The organism is Streptomyces sp. NPDC005866 (genome assembly GCF_040629895.1).
Classification (GTDB): Bacteria; Actinomycetota; Actinomycetes; order Streptomycetales; family Streptomycetaceae; genus Streptomyces.
On record NZ_JBEXWP010000042.1, the window covers coordinates 17,521 to 35,235 of the forward strand.

15 protein-coding genes are annotated in these 17,715 nt (G+C 72.1%); 3 read left to right on the forward strand and 12 right to left on the reverse strand.

Annotated features, from left to right (window positions below; translation table 11 throughout):
- Nucleotides 1-62: 62 nt before the first annotated feature.
- The 8 genes from ABZ396_RS38700 to rimP form a co-directional block, all read right to left on the reverse strand.
- Complete coding sequence (locus tag ABZ396_RS38700) at nt 63-2,993, reverse strand: trypsin-like peptidase domain-containing protein (protein ID WP_358926525.1); 2,931 nt, start codon at nt 2,991-2,993, stop codon at nt 63-65.
- A 240-nt stretch (nt 2,994-3,233) separates the two neighbouring features.
- Nucleotides 3,234-4,139, reverse strand: a complete 906-nt coding sequence (gene truB / locus ABZ396_RS38705) for a tRNA pseudouridine(55) synthase TruB (RefSeq protein ID WP_358926524.1) — start codon at nt 4,137-4,139, stop codon at nt 3,234-3,236.
- Nucleotides 4,136-4,597 carry a 30S ribosome-binding factor RbfA gene (gene rbfA, locus ABZ396_RS38710; RefSeq protein ID WP_358926523.1) on the reverse strand — a complete coding sequence of 154 codons (462 nt, stop codon included), beginning with the start codon at nt 4,595-4,597 and terminating at the stop codon, nt 4,136-4,138. Before rbfA ends, truB begins: the two co-directional genes overlap by 4 nt.
- Before the next feature lie 39 nt (nt 4,598-4,636).
- A complete protein-coding gene (locus ABZ396_RS38715; protein ID WP_358926522.1) occupies nt 4,637-4,930 on the reverse strand; it encodes a DUF503 domain-containing protein in 294 nt (97 codons plus the stop codon).
- A gap of 254 nt (nt 4,931-5,184) precedes the next feature.
- On the reverse strand, nt 5,185-8,319 hold the full coding sequence (infB, locus tag ABZ396_RS38720) for a translation initiation factor IF-2 (protein ID WP_359186932.1): 3,135 nt from the start codon (nt 8,317-8,319) through the stop codon (nt 5,185-5,187).
- A gap of 154 nt (nt 8,320-8,473) precedes the next feature.
- Nucleotides 8,474-8,743, reverse strand: coding sequence for a YlxR family protein (locus tag ABZ396_RS38725; RefSeq protein ID WP_358926376.1), 270 nt, complete (start codon nt 8,741-8,743; stop codon nt 8,474-8,476).
- 135 nt (nt 8,744-8,878) lie between these two features.
- On the reverse strand, nt 8,879-9,865 hold the full coding sequence (nusA, locus tag ABZ396_RS38730; protein WP_358926374.1) for a transcription termination factor NusA: 987 nt from the start codon (nt 9,863-9,865) through the stop codon (nt 8,879-8,881).
- Nucleotides 9,866-9,867: 2 nt separating this feature from the next.
- Nucleotides 9,868-10,377, reverse strand: coding sequence for a ribosome maturation factor RimP (gene rimP / locus ABZ396_RS38735; protein WP_358926372.1), 510 nt, complete (start codon nt 10,375-10,377; stop codon nt 9,868-9,870).
- 216 nt (nt 10,378-10,593) lie between these two features.
- Between rimP and ABZ396_RS38740 the strand changes: the two genes are divergently transcribed.
- Genes ABZ396_RS38740 through ABZ396_RS38750 form a run of 3 tightly spaced genes read left to right on the forward strand, consistent with a single transcriptional unit; the run spans nt 10,594 to nt 12,562 of the window.
- Entirely contained in the window at nt 10,594-11,142 is a 549-nt protein-coding gene (locus tag ABZ396_RS38740) for a hypothetical protein (RefSeq protein ID WP_358926370.1), read from the forward strand.
- Nucleotides 11,139-11,627 carry a ferritin-like domain-containing protein gene (locus ABZ396_RS38745; RefSeq protein WP_358926368.1) on the forward strand — a complete coding sequence of 163 codons (489 nt, stop codon included), beginning with the start codon at nt 11,139-11,141 and terminating at the stop codon, nt 11,625-11,627. Before ABZ396_RS38740 ends, ABZ396_RS38745 begins: the two co-directional genes overlap by 4 nt.
- A gap of 41 nt (nt 11,628-11,668) precedes the next feature.
- A complete protein-coding gene (locus ABZ396_RS38750) occupies nt 11,669-12,562 on the forward strand; it encodes an aminoglycoside phosphotransferase family protein (RefSeq protein ID WP_358926367.1) in 894 nt (297 codons plus the stop codon).
- 317 nt (nt 12,563-12,879) lie between these two features.
- Here the strand turns inward: ABZ396_RS38750 and ABZ396_RS38755 are convergent, their stop codons facing one another.
- From ABZ396_RS38755 to ispG, 4 genes are all read right to left on the reverse strand, one after another.
- Nucleotides 12,880-14,586 carry a proline--tRNA ligase gene (locus ABZ396_RS38755; RefSeq protein ID WP_358926365.1) on the reverse strand — a complete coding sequence of 569 codons (1,707 nt, stop codon included), beginning with the start codon at nt 14,584-14,586 and terminating at the stop codon, nt 12,880-12,882.
- A 73-nt stretch (nt 14,587-14,659) separates the two neighbouring features.
- A complete protein-coding gene (locus ABZ396_RS38760; protein ID WP_358926363.1) occupies nt 14,660-15,214 on the reverse strand; it encodes a GNAT family N-acetyltransferase in 555 nt (184 codons plus the stop codon).
- A 59-nt stretch (nt 15,215-15,273) separates the two neighbouring features.
- Nucleotides 15,274-16,122, reverse strand: a complete 849-nt coding sequence (locus ABZ396_RS38765) for a GNAT family N-acetyltransferase (protein WP_358926361.1) — start codon at nt 16,120-16,122, stop codon at nt 15,274-15,276.
- Between the two features lie 266 nt (nt 16,123-16,388).
- The gene (gene ispG, locus ABZ396_RS38770) at nt 16,389-17,546 is read right to left on the reverse strand and encodes a flavodoxin-dependent (E)-4-hydroxy-3-methylbut-2-enyl-diphosphate synthase (protein ID WP_358926359.1); all 1,158 of its coding nucleotides are present in this window, start codon (nt 17,544-17,546) and stop codon (nt 16,389-16,391) included.
- Nucleotides 17,547-17,715 lie beyond the last annotated feature (169 nt).

Below are 17,715 nucleotides of genomic sequence, written 5' to 3' on the forward strand. Positions count from 1 at the left end.
TGTTTGGCGGACCCGTCTCACACCGGCACGGTGGCTGTGACCTGGCGCACGCTCCCACCGCCTCACGCGGGCACCCGGACACCGGCCAGGTTCCCCAGCATCCGCCGGGTGCTCGGCCCCACCACCGCGGCCCATTCCTCCGGGGTGTCCGTGAGCCAGCGGGCCATCAGGGCGGCGAATCCGGGCACGTGCCGGCCCAGATCGACCAGTCCGCGGTCGAACCGGGTCGCCCCGTCCGGGGTGCGGACCAGCATCAGCCCGGTGCGCCTGACCAGCTCACGCATCTGATCACCGTCGTCCTCGCGCTGTACGGCGGCCGCGTGCAGCAGCGCGTCGAGGACGCCCGGGTCCTGTTCATGGTCCAGCAGGAACTCCAGCATTTCCCGGCGCAGCGGCCGCGATGCGGGGGTGCCGGCCGAGCCCAGAACGGTCGCCAGGGCCGCCCGCACCGGCTCGGGGCCGTGGTCGAGCAGCCCGGTGACCAACGGCAGCAGGACGGCACGGGCCCCGGCACCGTGGTCGAGGCGGCGCTCGACGAACCCGGCCACCTGCCCGGCGGTCTCCGGCCGCAGATCGACGGCCTCAAGGACCAGCTCGGTGACCCGGTGGGCGAGGGCCGGTGTGGTGACGTCGGCGAGGGCGCGCAGCACCTGTCCGGCGCCCGGCTCCCGCAGCCGGGCGCGGAAGGCCTCCAGGACGTCGTCGGGGTGGGTGGCCAGGGCGGGGACCAGGGCGCTGGGCGAGAGCTGCGGGTCGCCGGTGGCGAAGTGCCGTAGTGCCTGCGGGAGATGGCGGGCCCGGGTCCGTGGGTCCCGGACCAGCAGGGCGAGGGCGCCGCCGTGCAGGGTGCAGTCGGCGGGGCGGGCGAGCAGGGCGAGCGCGGCGTAGCGGAGCAGTTCGCGGTCGGGCTCGCTGCGGACGTGTGGGGCGGCGCGCAGCCCGTAGGCAACGGCGGCCACCCGGCGGGCCGGGCGCTCGTCGTGCGCCCAGCGGTCGACGGCCCGGCACACCGCGGACGGCTCGTCCTCGGCGAGCACGGCGAGCAGCTCGTCGCCCCGCCGGTGCGCGGCATCGACCAGCACCTCGGTGAGATCGTCCAGCGCCCGGTGCCGATGGGTGTGCAGCAGCGCCTGCGCCGCGGTCGCCACGGTGGCGTGCGGCATCGCGGGCAACGGCCGCTCGCCCTCGAACCACCGGGTGAGATACGGCTGTACGGCGGTGGGGTCGGCGGCGAGCAGCCGGGCGACGGCGTCCAGGTAGCGCGGGACCGCGCCCTCGGACTCTTCTGCCGTCGGCCGGGCCCCGAACCGCCCGATGCCCGCGGCCTCCGCCAGCGGCTCGTCCGCGCGCACCAGCCTCCGCAGCAGATCGAAGCGTTCGGCGTCGGGCAGGGCGAGCGCGGTCCAGAAGTCCGGCCCGAACTCGGCGGGAGCGGTCCGCTGCCGGCCCACGACCCGGTCGGCGAGCAGCCGCAGCACCCCGATGTACGGCGTGGCGTCGGGCAGCCGGAGCAGGGTCTGCGTGAGCAGCCGCGCGGCCCACCAGGAGCCGGGGTCGAGGTCGAGGGCGTGAGCCAGCTCATTCAGCCGTGGGGCGAGTTGGGCGGGGCCGTACTGGCGGTCGAGGAGCACCAGAGCCTGCACGACCGGGCCGACCCGGTGGTGCGGGACGGGCAGGGGGTGGGCGCCCTCGGGGGCCCGGGGGCGGTGGACGGGGGCGGGCAGGGCCTCGTCCAGGTCCAGGTGCATGCCCTGGATCCAGTCGGCGAGCTCCTCGTGGGCGAAGCGGTAGCCGCCGCCCGCCGGGACCAGCAGGCCCTCGGTGAGGACGGCGGAGGCCCAGCCGGAGCCGCCGCCGAGGTGGGCCGGGACGGGACCCCAGGGGAACACCGCCTCGAACGACTCCCGGTCCAGCTCCCCCTGCCCGGGCCCGAGGCTGCGCCGGGCGGCCTCGTGCGCCAGGGCGGCGAGTTCGGTGGTGCGGCCGGTGCCGGGGGCGCCGACGAGGGCCAGGACGGTGCCGGTGCCTTCGGCGAAGGACGACAGCTCCTTTGAGGTTGCCGAGCGTTCGACGGGTTGAACGGGGTCGGTGGATTCCGCAGAGAGTGCCGCGGCGGGTGAGAGTGGCGCTGCGGGTGCGTTTGGGCTGGTCGCGCCCGCGCGGCGGTAGCCGCATGTCTGATCCAGCCCCGCGCCCCTATGGGGCGCTCCTGTCCGGCCGATGTAGCCGGCCAGGGCGCCCGGGGGGCCGTCCTGGCCCACCGATGTGGCTGTCAGTTCCAGGATGCCTGCGAGGTTGAGGTCGATGCCGTACGCCGGCACGGTCTCGGCGTTGCGGGCCAGCAGGTCGGCCAAGGGGGCGCTGGCCGGGTGGTGGAGGGGGACGGCGAAGCCCACGTCCCGCTGGCCGGACCGGAGGGCCGTGCCCAGGACGCCGAGGACCGCGCCGGTCTCCGCGTCAAGGACCGGTCCCCCGGCCGCCCCGCCGCCCAGCCGCAGTGCGTCCCGGCCGGCCGTGCCGATCGCCAACTCCAGTGCGTCGTCGAGGAGATGGAAGCGATCGGTGGCGGTGTACGTCACCTGGGTCGCGGCCAGCACCCGGGCCTCGCGCCAGCGGTCGGCGGCGATCCTCACATAGGTTCCGGTCGGGATCCGCTCCCGTACCGTGATCGGCAGCGGATCCACGCAGAGGCCCTCCGTGCGGATCAGGGCCAGGTCGTGGGCGGGCAGCGGGGTGACCGCGTCCGAGTCAACCACGCAGGTGCGGTCACCGGCGGCGTGCAGCACGATCCGGGCAAGCCCGTCGACGGCCTCATGGCTGGTGACCAGGGTGCCGTGATGGTCGGCGAGGAAGCCGGTGCCGCGCGGGCGCCCGGCGAGGTCGCGCACCCGGACCAGCCGGTCGCCGAGCACCGGCCAGGTGTCCTGCCGCGCCTCCCGCGTGCCGTCCGCCGTGCGGCGACCGCTCCCGGTCCGCGGGCCCCGTCCCGCCATGATCGAACCTCCCCGCCCGTGCCCTTGTCTGAGACGGTAGGCGCGAAATGATCAGCGGGACAGAGCGGGTGGCGAACGCGCCCCCCTCCGCTCCCCCGGTTCACTCCGAGCGCCTGCTCGGTCGGGTGAATAGCCCGGGACGGGTGGATACACCCTAGGGGTGGGGGAACCGAGGGGGGACCGTGGAGCGGTGGCGGCGTCAGACCCCGTGGTCGCCGCTCCACGGGCACACCGGGTGGTTCAGCCGAACACGGCGAGGCTCTTGGCCTTGCCCTTCTGCTCCTCGACCAGGACGAGGAAGCGGCCCTCGGGGTCGAACACGGCGACAGGACCGACGCCGGCGTACTGCTCGGGCATGTCGATCCGCACCCCGTTCGTGAGCAGGCCCGCCCGCCTGGCGTCGACGTCCCAGCGCGGGAACGCGGCTCCGGCGGCCTCGGCGATCGGCATCACGGTCAGCTCCTGCTGGAGCTGGTCGAGGGTGCGCGCGGAGTCCAGCTTGTACGGTCCGACGCGCGTCCGGCGCAGTGCGGTGAGGTGGCCGCCGACGCCCAGGTCGGCGCCCAGGTCGCGGGCGAGGGCGCGGATGTAGGTGCCGGAGGAGCAGACGACCGAGACGACCAGGTCGAGCACGGGGGTGCCGTCCTCGGCGACGGCGTCCCGGACGTCGTACACCGTGAACGACGAGACGGTCACCGGCCTGGCCGGGATCTCGAAGTCCTCGCCCTCCCGGGCACGCTTGTACGACCGTACGCCGTCGATCTTGATGGCGCTGACCTTGGACGGCACCTGCATGATGCGGCCGGTCAGCTTGGCGATGCCGGTGTCGACGGCCTCGCGGGTGACCTTGGAGGCGTCGGTGGACGAGGTGATCTCGCCCTCGGCGTCGTCCGTGAGCGTGTTCTGCCCGAGGCGGACGGTCCCCAGGTACTCCTTCTCGGTGAGGGCGAGGTGCCCGAGGAGCTTGGTCGCCCTCTCCACGCCGAGGACGAGGACGCCCGTGGCCATGGGGTCGAGGGTGCCGGCGTGCCCGACGCGCCGGGTGCGGGCGATGCCCCGCATCTTGGCGACGACGTCGTGCGAGGTGAAGCCCGACGGCTTGTCGACGATGACAAGGCCGTCGGGCGGGGTGGGCTTGCTGGTCATTCGGTGGCGTCGTCCGTCTCGTCGGCCTCGTCCTCGGAACCCGGCTTCCTGTACGGGTCCGGTTCACCGGCGAAGGCGGCGCCCGCGGAGACCTCGCGGACCTTCGCGTCGGACTGCCGTGCCTTGTCGAGGAGGTCCTCGATGGTCTTGGCGGTGTCCGGGAGGGCGTCCGCGACGAAGGTCAGGGTCGGCGTGAACTTCACGCCCGCCGCAGCGCCGACCGCCGAGCGGAGCACGCCCTTGGCGCTCTCCAGGCCCGCGGCGGCCGCGGCCCGCTCCTCGTCGTCGCCGTACACCGTGTAGAAGACGGTCGCCTCCCTGAGGTCACCCGTGACCCGGGTGTCCGTGATGGTGACGTGGGTACCGAGCCGCGGGTCCTTGATCCCGCGCTGCAGCTTCTGGGCCACCACCTCTCGGATGAGGTCCGCCAGCCTCTTAGCCCGCGCGTTGTCGGCCACTGGTCCGTCTCCCGTTCTTTCTTCTTGTCGTTCTCAGGTCTAGTCGTCGTCGCCGTGGAAGCGCCGTCGGACGGACAGCAGCTCCACCTCGGGGCGGGCGGCGACCAGCCGTTCGCACCGGTCGAGTACGTCGGTCAGGTGCGCGGCGTCGCCGGAGACCATGGCAAGGCCGATACCGGCCCGGCGATGGAGGTCCAGGTGGTCCACCTCGGCCGCGCTCACGGCGTACTTCCGCTGGAGTTCGGCGACGATCGGGCGGACGACGGAGCGCTTCTCCTTCAGCGAATGGATGTCGCCGAGGAGGAGGTCGAAGGACAGAGTCCCCACATACATGTGTGTAACCGGTTCACCCGCCGGTACGGGATCGATGGCTCCTGCGAAGACGGTACCCCGTCCCGGCGGAGTGCTCGACGGGGTTTTACCCCGCCCTGGGCTGCGCCGCACGCCGCGGGGCCCCGCCCGGGACCCCGGGTCGGTTGTCGGCCGAGCCAGTACTTCTCAGCCCACCGAGCCGGGTGGCCGGGCGGGCGGCAAAAGCGCTGGCCGACGGAAGCGGAACTCCCGTCGGCCAGCACCAACCGTCGGTCTTACACCCGCGGCTTCTCGCGCATCTCGTACGTCGCGATGACGTCGTCGATCTTGATGTCGTTGAAGTTTCCGAGGTTGATACCGCCCTCGAAGCCTTCGCGGATCTCGGTGACGTCGTCCTTGAAGCGACGCAGACCATCGATGTTGAGGTTCTCCGCGATGACCTTGCCGTCGCGGACCAGGCGCGCCTTGGTGTTGCGCTTGACCTCGCCGGAGCGGATGAGAACACCCGCGATGTTGCCCAGCTTGGACGACTTGAAGACCTCGCGGATCTCCGCCGTACCGAGCTCGACCTCTTCGTACTCCGGCTTGAGCATGCCCTTGAGGGCCGCCTCGATCTCCTCGATCGCCTGGTAGATGACCGAGTAGTAGCGGACGTCCACGCCCTCGCGCTCGGCCATCTGCGCCGCGCGGCCGGCCGCGCGGACGTTGAAGCCGATCACGATGGCGTCCGAGCCCATCGCCAGGTCGATGTCCGACTCCGTGACCGCACCGACGCCGCGGTGCAGGACCCGGATGTCGACCTCTTCGCCGACGTCCAGCTGGAGCAGGGAGGACTCGAGAGCCTCGACGGAACCAGAAGCGTCACCCTTGATGATGAGGTTGAGCTGCTGGACCTCGCCGGCCTTGAGCACCTTGTCCAGGTCCTCGAGGGAGACGCGGCGCGTGCGCTTGGCGAACGCGGCGTTGCGCTCACGGGCGGCACGCTTCTCGGCGATCTGACGGGCCGTACGGTCCTCGTCGACCACCAGGAAGTTGTCGCCCGCACCCGGGACGTTGGTCAGGCCCAGGACCTGGACCGGCGTCGCGGGTCCGGCCTCGGCGACGTTGTTGCCGTTGTCGTCGAGCATGGCGCGGACGCGACCGTAGGCGTCGCCCACGACCATCGTGTCGCCGACTCGCAGGGTGCCTCGCTGGACGAGGACCGTCGCCACGGCACCGCGGCCGCGGTCGAGGCGGGACTCGATCGAGATGCCCTGCGCGTCCTGGTTCGGGTTGGCCCGCAGGTCGAGCGAGGCATCGGCGGTCAGGACGACCGCTTCGAGCAGCGCGTCGATGTGCAGACCCTGCTTGGCGGAGATGTCGACGAACATGGTGTCGCCGCCGTACTCCTCGGCCACCAGGCCGTACTCGGTCAGCTGACCGCGCACCTTGGTCGGGTCGGCGCCCTCGACGTCGATCTTGTTGACCGCGACGACGATCGGGACGTCGGCCGCCTTGGCGTGGTTGAGCGCCTCGACCGTCTGCGGCATGACGCCGTCGTTGGCCGCGACGACCAGGATCGCGATGTCGGTCGACTTCGCACCACGGGCACGCATGGCGGTGAACGCCTCGTGACCCGGGGTGTCGATGAAGGTGATCTTGCGCTCTTCGTCGTTGACCTCGGTCGCGACCTGGTAGGCACCGATGTGCTGGGTGATGCCGCCGGCCTCGCCCGCGATGACGTTCGTCTTGCGGATGGCGTCGAGCAGTCGGGTCTTGCCGTGGTCGACGTGACCCATGACGGTGACGACCGGCGGACGGACCACCAGGTCCTCCTCGTCGCCCTCGTCCTCACCGAACTCGATGTCGAAGGACTCGAGCAGCTCGCGGTCCTCCTCCTCGGGGCTGACGATCTGGACCGTGTAGTTCATCTCGCCGGCGAGGACCTCGAGGGTCGCGTCGGAGACGGACTGCGTGGCCGTGACCATCTCGCCGAGGTTCATCATGACCGCGACGAGGGACGCCGGGTTGGCGTTGATCTTCTCCGCGAAGTCGGTGAGCGACGCGCCGCGGGAGAGACGGATGGTCTCGCCGTTGCCGCGCGGCAGCATCACGCCGCCGACGCTCGGGGCCTGCATGGCCTCGTACTCCTGGCGACGCTGCCGCTTCGACTTGCGACCACGGCGCGCCGGACCGCCGGGACGGCCGAAGGCGCCCTGCGTGCCACCACGGCCGCCGGGACCGCCCGGACGACCGCCGAAGCCGGGACGACCGCCGCCGCCACCGCCGGGACCGCCGCCGAAGCCGCCGCCACCGCCGCCGGGACCGGCCGGACGACCGGCGAAGCCGCCGCCGCCACCGCCGGGACGGGCGCCACCGCCGCCGCCACCGGGACGACCGGCGAAGCCGCCGCCTCCGGGACGACCGGCGCCGCCGCCGGGACGACCCGCACCGCCGGGACCGCGACCGCCGCCGCCCCCACCGGGGCCGGGACGCGGGCCGGCAGCGGGACGCTGCGGCATCATGCCGGGGTTCGGACGCGGACCCGCGGAACCGCCGCCGGGACGCGGACCGCCCTGCGGGCGGGGCATGCCGGACGGGCTCGGACGGGAACCGCCGGAAGCCTGGGGACGCGGACCGCCGCCCTGGGCGCCGGGCGCCTGCGGACGGGGGGCACCGCCGGGACCGCCGGGGCCGGGACGCGCGCCGCCCTGCGGGCGTGGGGCCTGCGGGCGGGCCATGCCGGTGGAGCCACCGGAGGTGAAGGGGTTGTTGCCCGGACGCGGACCGGCCGGACGGGCACCGCCCGGACGGGGGGCACGCTCGGGACGCTGGCCGCCCTGACCCGGGCGGCCCTGGCCCTGACCGGGGGCGGGACGACCGCCGGGGCGCTGAGCACCCTGACCCGGACGAGGAGCGCCACCGGGACGCGGGCCCTGTGCGGCGGCCGGGCTCGGCTGCTGCGGGGCGGCCGGAGGCGCCGGCGGAGCCGTGAACTCGGGCGCTGCCGGAGCCGGACGCGGTGCGGGCTTGGGACCCGGGCGCGGGCCGGAGGCGGCCGGCGCGGGGGTGACCGGCGCGGGGGTGACCGGAGCCGGAGCCGTGGGCTCTGCCGAGGCCGCGGCAGGTGCCGGGGCCGACGGCTGCGGGGCGGCCGGACGCGGGGCGCCCGGCTTCGGGGCACCCGGACGTGCCGCCTGCGCCGGAGAGGGCGCGGCGGGCCTGGGGGCAGCCTTGCGCGGGGCGGGCTTGCCGGCGGACTTGCCGTTGCCACCGCCCTGGAAGGCGTCAGTCAGCTTGCGTACAACGGGCGCCTCGATCGTCGAGGACGCCGAACGGACGAATTCACCGAGTTCCTGGAGCTTGGCCATGACGACCTTGCTCTCAACCCCGAACTCCTTGGCGAGTTCGTATACCCGGACCTTAGCCACTTCGCTCCTTTTAGGTCCGGGTGCGTCCGGACCGTCGCTACTTCATGGGCGTACTCATCGCGTGCTCATCGAGTGCTCATCGCAATCTCGACCTACTTCCAACTCGCGGGGTACCAGGGCCGCACGGACGTTCCGTGCGACGCTTCTTACGGTGTTACTGCTCGACGTAGTGGCGCAACGCCTTTACGTCCAGCGGACCCGGGACGCGGAGCGCCCGTGGGAGTGCCCGGCGGCGTACCGCCTGGTCCAGACAGACCTGGGCGGGGTGTACATACGCACCCCGGCCCGGCAGCGTACCGCGAGGATCGGGGACACATTCATCCTCGACCGCCACGATCCGCAGCAGTTCGGTCTTGGCCGCTCGCTGCCTGCACCCCACACAGGTGCGCTCAGGGCATGCGCGGGCGCGCGTCCGGCCAGACACTGCTAAGTCTACCTCCCCGTACCGACCTCACCCCTTCGGGGCAAAGATCGAACGGCTGTTGTCGTAATCCAAGCCACCTGCGGCTTGGAACTATTCCCCTCGCCCGGGCGAACCCCCGACGAGGGCGAGAGTGATCTATTCGGCCACTTGTTCGATGTCCGGCCGGATGTCGATCCGCCAGCCGGTGAGACGGGCGGCGAGACGGGCGTTCTGTCCCTCTTTGCCGATCGCCAGTGACAGCTGGTAGTCGGGCACGGTCACCCGGGCTGACCGGGCCGCCATGTCCACGACCTCCACCTTGGAGACCCGGGCCGGCGACAGGGCGTTCGCCACCATCTCGGCCGGGTCGTCCGACCAGTCGACGATGTCGATCTTCTCGCCGTTCAGCTCGCCCATGACGTTGCGGACGCGGCCTCCCATGGGGCCGATGCAGGCGCCCTTGGCGTTCAGGCCCGAACGGGTGGAGCGGACCGCGATCTTCGTCCGGTGACCGGCCTCACGGGCGATGGCGGCGATCTCGACGGACCCGTCGGCGATCTCCGGCACCTCCAGCGCGAAGAGTTTCTTCACGAGGTTCGGGTGTGTGCGCGAGAGCGTGACGGAGGGGCCGCGGACGCCCTTCGCCACCCGGACGACGTACGAGCGCAGCCGCATCCCGTGCTGGTAGGTCTCGCCGGGGACCTGCTCCTGCACCGGCAGGATGGCCTCCAGCTTGCCGATGTCGACGAGCACGTTCTTCGGGTCGCGGCCCTGCTGGACCACACCGGTGACGATGTCGCCCTCGCGGCCGGCGTACTCGCCGAGCGTGGCGTCGTCCTCGGCGTCGCGCAGCCGCTGCAGGATCACCTGCTTGGCGGTGGTGGCGGCGATCCGCCCGAAGCCCGAGGGGGTGTCGTCGAACTCGCGCGGCTCCTGCCCCTCCTCCAGGTCCTCGGGGTCCTCCTTCGCCCACACGGTCACATGCCCGGTCTCCCGGTTGAGCTCCACGCGCGCGTGACGGCGGCTTCCCTCGGTGCGGTGGTAGGCGATGAGGAGGGCCGACTCGATCGCCTCGACCAGCAGGTCGAAGGAGATCTCCTTCTCCCGAACCAAGCCCCGCAGGGCGCTCATGTCGATGTCCACGGCTACGCCTCCTCCTCTTCCTTCATGTCCTTCTTGTCCTTGCGGTTGAACTCGACCTGCACGCGCGCCCTGTCGATCTCGGCGAAGCCGAGTCTGCGGCTGGTGGCCTTGCGGCCCTTCACACCGGGTACTTCGAGGTCGACGCCCTCGTCGTCGACGCCCAGGATTCTGGCGACCAGTTCCCCGCCCTCGGCCAGTTGGAACTTCACCAGGCGGTCCACGGCACGCACGTAGTGCCGGTGCTCGGTGAGGGGGCGCTCAGCGCCCGGGGTGCCGACCTCGAGGGTGTACTCGCCCTCGCCCATCGCGTCGCTCTCGTCGAGCTTCGCCGAGAGCTCACGGCTCACATCGGCGATCTGGTCCAGGTCGGCCCCGGTGTCGGAGTCGACGACCACGCGCAGCACCCGCTTGCGTCCGACGGAGTCCACAACGATCTCTTCGAGATCCAGGCCCTGAGAGGTGACGAGCGGTTCCAGGAGCTCTCGCAGCCTCTCGCTCTGGGTCGTGCTCATCCGGGTGACTCCTCGGCCGCGTGTGCTGTTGTGGGATGGGTCGCGTGTCTGGTCAAAGGGTATCCGGTCGCGGGGTGTGTTGCCGTCCACCCGGGTACGCACGGTGCCGATGAGTGGCTCCGGACAAGTGCGCGGGTACGGTGATCACGGACGGGTCCGACCCGTGCCCAATTCCTTTCGCATTTCTTCGTATCCAGCTCCCCGAGGACGTCTGCCGTGCCGTTCCCCCCGCCGTCGCGTACCCCCTGGGGAGTACGCAGAAGGAGCCTGATCGTCTCGGCGGCCCCGGCCGCCCTGCTGGCGGGCTGCTCCGCCGGCCCCGACTCCGCCGGCAGCGGCGGCCCGTCGGCCTCCGCGCGGGCACGCGCGCGTGCGGCCCGGGACAGCCAGGGGCTGCTCCGGCAGTACGACGCCGTCCTCGCCGCCCACCCCGGGCTCGCGGAGCGGCTGCGTCCGCTGCGGGCGCAGGTGGCGGCGCACGCGGCGGCCTTCACGGAGGGCGCTTCCGAGAGTGCTTCCGAGGACTCCTCCGAGGCCGGTACGACGACGGGCTCGCCGTCGGCCACGGCGTCCGCGGCGGCCTCCCCTGCGGTACCGGCCGACGAGAGGTCCGCGCTCGTCTCACTGGCCGCCGCCGAGCGCAGCCTGGCCGACCGGCGGGCCAAAGCACTGCTGGACGTGCCCGGCGAACTGGCGCGGCTGCTGGCCGGGGTGGCGGCGGCCGGGGCCGGGCACGCGTACCTGCTGACGGAGGGTGACAAGTGAGCGACGAGGCCTCAGCCGGGGTGCTGAAGGCGCTCCAGGCGGCACTGGCGGCCGAGCACGCGGCGGTCTACGGGTACGGCGTCGTCGGCGGCCGGATCGGCGCGCAGCGGCTGACCGAGGCCCGCTCCGCGTACGACGCGCATCGGTCCCGCCGGGACGCGCTGGCCCGCGAGGTGCGGGACCTGGGCGCCGTGCCCCTGGCCGCGAGCGCGGCGTACGCGCTGCCGTTCGCCGTCACCGATGCGGCGACGGCCGTACGGCTCGCCGCCGAACTGGAGGAACGGGTGGCCGCCGTGTACTCCGACCTGGTCCGGGCATCCTCCGGCGAGCGGCGCGGGTCGGCGGCCGGGGCGCTGCGGGAGGCCGCGGTGCGGGCGGTGCGCTGGAGCGGGGAGAGCGTAGCCTTCCCTGGGCTCGCCGAGCGGGACGCGCCGCTGGGCCGGGCCGGTGGCTCGGCCTCGCCTTCGGCTTCGGCAACTCCCTAGAGCACGACTAGAACAGGACGCAGGAAGGGAACGACTCGCGTATGGCTTTCGAACCGCCGCGGCGCCTGGTGAAGGCGCTCGGTGAGGCGGCGCCGGACGGTGACGAGTGGCTGGAAAAGCTGCCGGGTGTGGTGGATCGGGCCGTCGCGCTACGCGAGTTGACCGTGGAGCGGGTGCAGGTGCCGGGCGGGCGCAGCAGCGTCGTCCTGCTGGTGCGGCGGGCGGACGGGACACCTGCGGTGCTGAAGCTGGCGCCGCGGCGGGCCCGGCCGGAGAGCGAGGCGGCCGCGCTGGCGCACTGGGGCGGGCTGGGGGCCGTGCAACTGCTGGACGCCGACGCGCCCGGCGGGGTGCTGCTGCTGGAGCGGCTGCATCCGGAGGTCTCGGTGCGGTCGCTGCCCGAGGCGAAGGCGCTGCTGGAGGCGGCGGGGACGCTGCGGCGGCTCTGGGTGGAGCCGCCCCAGGGGCCGGTCTTCGAGACGGTCGCGGAGCGGACGGGGCGGCAGGCCACGGCGATGCGCGGGGCCGCCGACCCGGAGATGACACCGCTGGTCGACGCGGCGCTCGTGGCCCGGGACGAGTTGCTGGCCGCCCCGCCGGAGCGACGGCTGCTGCATGGAACGTTTCGGCAGAGCAAGGTGCTGGCCGGGGAGCGGCTGCCGTGGCTGGCGGTGGGGCCGGATCCGGTGGTCGGGGAGTGTGCGTTCGATCTGGCGCGGCTGGTGCGGGACCGGGTGGAGGATCTGATCGCCTCGCCGTCGGGGGCGGCGATCACCCGGCGGCGGATCAAACGGCTCGCGGAGTCTCTTGAGGTGGATCAGGAGCGGTTGCGGGGGTGGACGTTGTTCCGGGCTGTGGAGTCGGGGGTGCGCGCGCTTCGCGTGGGGCGGCCGAAGGACGGCGAGTTGCTGCTGGAGTTCGCTGGGTGGCTGTAGGGCGGTTCCCCTACGGGGGCGCTCAGCCTTCCCTCAGTCTCAAGGCGAGGACCGGACAGTCCGCTGCTGCTCTGCGGGCTCGTTTCCTTGTGCGGGGTGGTGGGGGCTTGCGGTCGACGACGGGGTAGCCCCCGCGGACCGTGCCGTCCGGTGGTGACAGGCGCCTCGGCCCTCCATCAGGCCCGCCCAGCGGGACATTTCGGCACCGGTGGTGCCCTGGGGGCCGGGGCTGGCCAGGGCAAGGGGGCCTGCACCACCCGGACTTCGCGGCGGCGGCCACCGGTGGGTCACCGGCGGCCGCCGCGGCGGGAGTTGGGTCAGTTCGCGGTCAGGCGGGCGATCGCCTCGTCCACCGTCAGCTCCTCGCGCTCGCCCGTCTTGCGGTCCTTGAGCTCAAGGACGCCCTCGCCGGAGCGGCGGCCCGCGACCAGGATCTGCGGTACGCCGATCAGCTCGGCGTCCGTGAACTTCACGCCCGGGGAGACCCCGGCCCGGTCGTCGACCAGGACGCGCAGCCCGGCGGCCCGCAGCTTCTCGGAGACCTCCAGGGCGAGTTCGGTCTGCAGGGCCTTGCCGGCGGCGACGACATGGACGTCGGCCGGGGCGACCTCGCGGGACCAGACCAGGCCGTGCTCGTCGGCGGTCTGCTCGGCGAGGGCGGCGACGGCGCGGGAGACGCCGATGCCGTAGGAACCCATGGTGACGCGGACGGGCTTGCCGTTCTGGCCGAGGACGTCCAGCTTGAGGGCGTCGGTGTACTTGCGGCCCAGCTGGAAGATGTGGCCGATCTCGATGGCGCGGTCCAGCTTGAGGCCGGTACCGCACTTCGGGCAGGGGTCGCCGTCACGCACGACGACGACGTCGACGAACTCGTCGACCTCGAAGTCACGGCCGGACACCACGTTCTTGGCGTGCGTGCCGTCCTTGTTGGCGCCGGTGATCCAGGCGGTGCCGGGGGCCACGCGCGGGTCGGCGATGTACTTCACCTTCTCGCCGAGACCCTGCGGGCCGACATAGCCGCGGACCAGGTCGGGACGGGCGGCGAAGTCGGTCTCGGTGACCAGTTCGACGGCGGCCGGGGCGAAGTGCGCCTCGACCTTGTCCATGTCGACCTCGCGGTCGCCGGGGACGCCGACGGCCACGATCTCGCCGTCGACCTTCACCAGGAGGTTCTTCAGGGTGGCGGAGGCCGGGACGCCGAGGTGGGCGGCGAGGGTCTCGATGGTCGGGGTGTCCGGGGTCGGGATCTCCTCCAGCGCGGGCACGCCGGTGGCGTCCACCGGCTTCAGCACGTAGGTGATCGCCTCCGTGTTGGCCGCGAAGTCGCAGTTCGGGCAGTCGGCGAAGGTGTCCTCGCCGGCCTCTGCCGGAGCCAGGAACTCCTCCGACTTGGAGCCGCCCATCGCGCCGGCGGTGGCGGCGCAGATGCGGTAGTCGAGGCCGAGGCGCTCGAAGATCCTCTGGTAGGCCTGGCGGTGCAGGGCGTACGACTTGGCCAGACCGTCGTCGTCCAGGTCGAAGGAGTAGGAGTCCTTCATCAGGAACTCACGGCCGCGCAGGATGCCGGCGCGCGGACGGGCCTCGTCCCGGTACTTGTTCTGGATCTGGTAGAGGATGACCGGCAGGTCCTTGTAGGAGGACGCCTGGTCCTTCACCAGGAGGGTGAAGATCTCCTCGTGGGTCGGGCCGAGGAGGTAGTCGCCGCCCCTGCGGTCCTGGAGGCGGAACAGCTCGGCGCCGTACTCGTCCCAGCGGCCGGTCGCCTCGTACGGCTCCCGGGGCAGGAGGGCCGGGAGCAGCACCTCCTGGGCGCCGATCGCGTCCATCTCCTCGCGGACGATCCGCTCGACGTTGGACAGCACCTTCAGGCCGAGCGGCAGCCAGGACCAGATGCCGGCCGCCGTACGGCGGACGTAGCCGGCGCGGACGAGGAGCTTGTGGCTGAGGACCTCGGCGTCCGCCGGGTCGTCACGCAGCGTCTTCGCCATCAACTGGGACATGCGCTGGACCGGTGCGTTCGCCATGGTTCTCGTACTCCTGCCGGGAAAGGTTGATGGCTAGGAGGTTAGCCGGGCTTGCTGTGCCGGTGGAAATCCGTTAACGGCGACCGCTTCGTTCGCTTCCTCCGGGGCGCAGGGGCAGCGGGGCGCCCATCACCGCGTACGGCTTGAGTGCGCTCGGGAAGTGGACCTGGCGGGCCAGGTCCACATAGCCGAGGGAGTGGTAGAGGCCGCGGGCCGGGCTGTCGGTGTCGATCGCGGAGAGGATGGAGCGGGGCTCGGTGGCGTTGTCGGTGATCGTCGTGATCAGCCGGCGGCCGATGCCACGGTTCTGGTAGCGGGGGTGCACATGCAGCTCGGTGATCACGAAGGAGTCGTCGAGCCAGTCGGCGTGGCCCTGGGCGCGGAGGTAGGGTTCCACGACGGTGGACCACCAGTGGGTGCGGCTGTTCGGCATGCCGTAGACGAAGCCGACGAGCAGGCCGTCGGCCGTCGCACCGAGGGCCCTCGCTCCGGGGTACTGCATGTGACGGACGACGATCTGGCGGCGTACGGCTACCTCGTCGGGGCCCAGGCCGAAGGCGATCGCTTGGACCGCCAGGGCCTCGTCCACGTGGGAGGAGAGGTCCAGGGGGCCGATCACGAGGTCCATGTGGGGAGGGTACAGGGAGGTTTCGGTTGCTGCCGCTGGCGCCTGTCGCAGGAGAACCGTCAGAACAGGACGCTCATGAACGCGCCGACTTCCTTGAAGCCCACCCTCAGATACGTCCTTCTCGCCGCCGTGTTGAAGTCGTTGACGTAGAGGCTGACCATCGGGGCCACGTCGGCCAGGGCGTAGCGCAGCACCGCCACCATTCCGGGGGCCGCCAAGCCCATGCCGCGGTACTCGGGGGCGACCCATACGCCCTGGATCTGGCAGGCGTCCGGTGTCGCCGCGCCGATCTCCGCCTTGAAGACCACCCTGCCGCTGTCGTCGAGCCGGGCGAACGAGCGGCCACAGCCGACGAGTTCGGCGACCCTCGCCTGGTAGAGGAGGCCGCCGTCGCCGGCCAGCGGGGAGACGCCCACCTCTTCGGTGAACATCGCGACGCACGCCGGCATGATCGTGTCGATCTCGTCCTTGCGGATGCGGCGGACGTACGGGTCCGGGGCGATGTCGGCGGGCATGCGGTCGGTGACCATCAGGGGCTGGTGGGCGCGGACTTCGCGGGCCGGGCCCCAGTGCGGTTCCAGCAGGCGCCACAGCTGGCTGGTGGCCTCGTTGGGGCCGACGATCGAGGAGCAGCGGCGGCCGGCCCGGCGCGCGCGGTCGGCGAAGGCGCGGATCGCGCGCGGGGTGGCGCAGATCGGGACGAGGTTGGCGCCGGCGTAGCAGAGGCTCGTGAGCATGCCGTCCTCGTACCAGCCCCACATCTCGCCGCCGAGGCGCCAGGGGTCGAGGCCGGCCACCTGGACACGTGAGGTCACGAAGGCGTTGGTGACCGGCTCGCGGTCGAGTACGGCGAGCGCGGCTTCCAGGTCGCTCGGTCCGAGCACCCGAGAGGTGGTCTGCGTCAACACGTGCGGGACCTCACGCTGAGGGGTTCTGCTGATCTCCGCACTGTACCTGCGGAAGCTTGGCGGTGCCGCCCCGTGTGGGTGACCGTTGGCTCGCAGCTGCCGTTGGCCGCAGTCCCGGTCCTGGGGCTCTCACCCCAGGACCCCGCCTTCAAGCGCCCACCGGCCCGGAGGAACCTGGTCAGCTCGCGGGTGCGGGTCGTGCGGGGCTGGTCGCGCCCACGCGGGGGAGCCGCACATCTATACAGCCCCGCGCCCCCTTGCGGGGCTCAGCCGGCGACCGAAATCGAGGGCTCCCCCGAAGCCGCGCCGTCCGCCTCCATCTGCTCGGCCAGCTTCATGGCCTCCTCGATGAGGGTCTCGACGATCTTCGACTCGGGGACCGTCTTGATGACCTCGCCCTTGACGAAGATCTGGCCCTTGCCGTTGCCGGAGGCCACGCCGAGGTCGGCCTCGCGGGCCTCGCCGGGGCCGTTCACGACACAGCCCATGACCGCGACGCGCAGCGGGACCTCCATGCCGGTCAGGCCCGCCGTGACCTCCTCGGCCAGCTTGTAGACGTCGACCTGGGCGCGGCCGCAGGACGGGCAGGAGACGATCTCCAGGCCGCGCTGCTTGAGGTTGAGGGACTCCAGGATCTGGTTGCCGACCTTGACCTCCTCGACGGGAGGCGCGGACAGGGAGACGCGGATCGTGTCACCGATGCCCTGGGACAGCAGCGCGCCGAAGGCGACCGCCGACTTGATCGTGCCCTGGAAGGCCGGGCCCGCCTCCGTCACACCCAGGTGCAGCGGGTAGTCGCACTGCGCGGCCAGCTGCTTGTACGCCTCGATCATCACGACCGGGTCGTTGTGCTTGACGGAGATCTTGATGTCCCGGAAGTCGTGCTCCTCGAAGAGGGACGCCTCCCACAGGGCCGACTCGACCAGCGCCTCGGGGGTCGCTTTGCCGTACTTCTGCAGCAGCCGGCGGTCCAGGGAACCGGCGTTGACGCCGATGCGGATCGGGGTGCCGTGGTCCTTGGCGGCCGCCGCGATCTCCTTGACCTTGTCGTCGAACTGCTTGATGTTGCCCGGGTTGACACGGACCGCCGCGCAGCCGGCCTCGATCGCCGCGAAGACGTACTTCGGCTGGAAGTGGATGTCCGCGATGACGGGGATCTGGGACTTCTTCGCGATCGTGGCGAGCGCGTCGGCGTCGTCCTGGGTGGGGCAGGCCACCCGGACGATCTGGCAGCCGGAGGCGGTGAGCTCGGCGATCTGCTGGAGGGTGGCGCCGACATCCGACGTACGGGTCGTGGTCATCGACTGGACCGAGACCGGGGCGTCTCCGCCGACCGCCACGGAGCCGACCTGGATCTGCCGGCTCTTCCGGCGCTCGGCGAGCTTGGTCGGAACGGACGGCATGCCGAGAGAAATCGCAGTCATCTGCTGTGCAACCCCAAGTCGTGGATCTAGGTCCGGGTCCCGTCGAAAGCCGGTTCCAGACTCCGAGATTACGGCACCGGGCCGGGCGCGAGCACATCCCCCACCCGTAAACCCACTCAATGGAAGCGGCCCGGAACACAGTGTTCCGGGCCGCTTCGAACGTCGTATG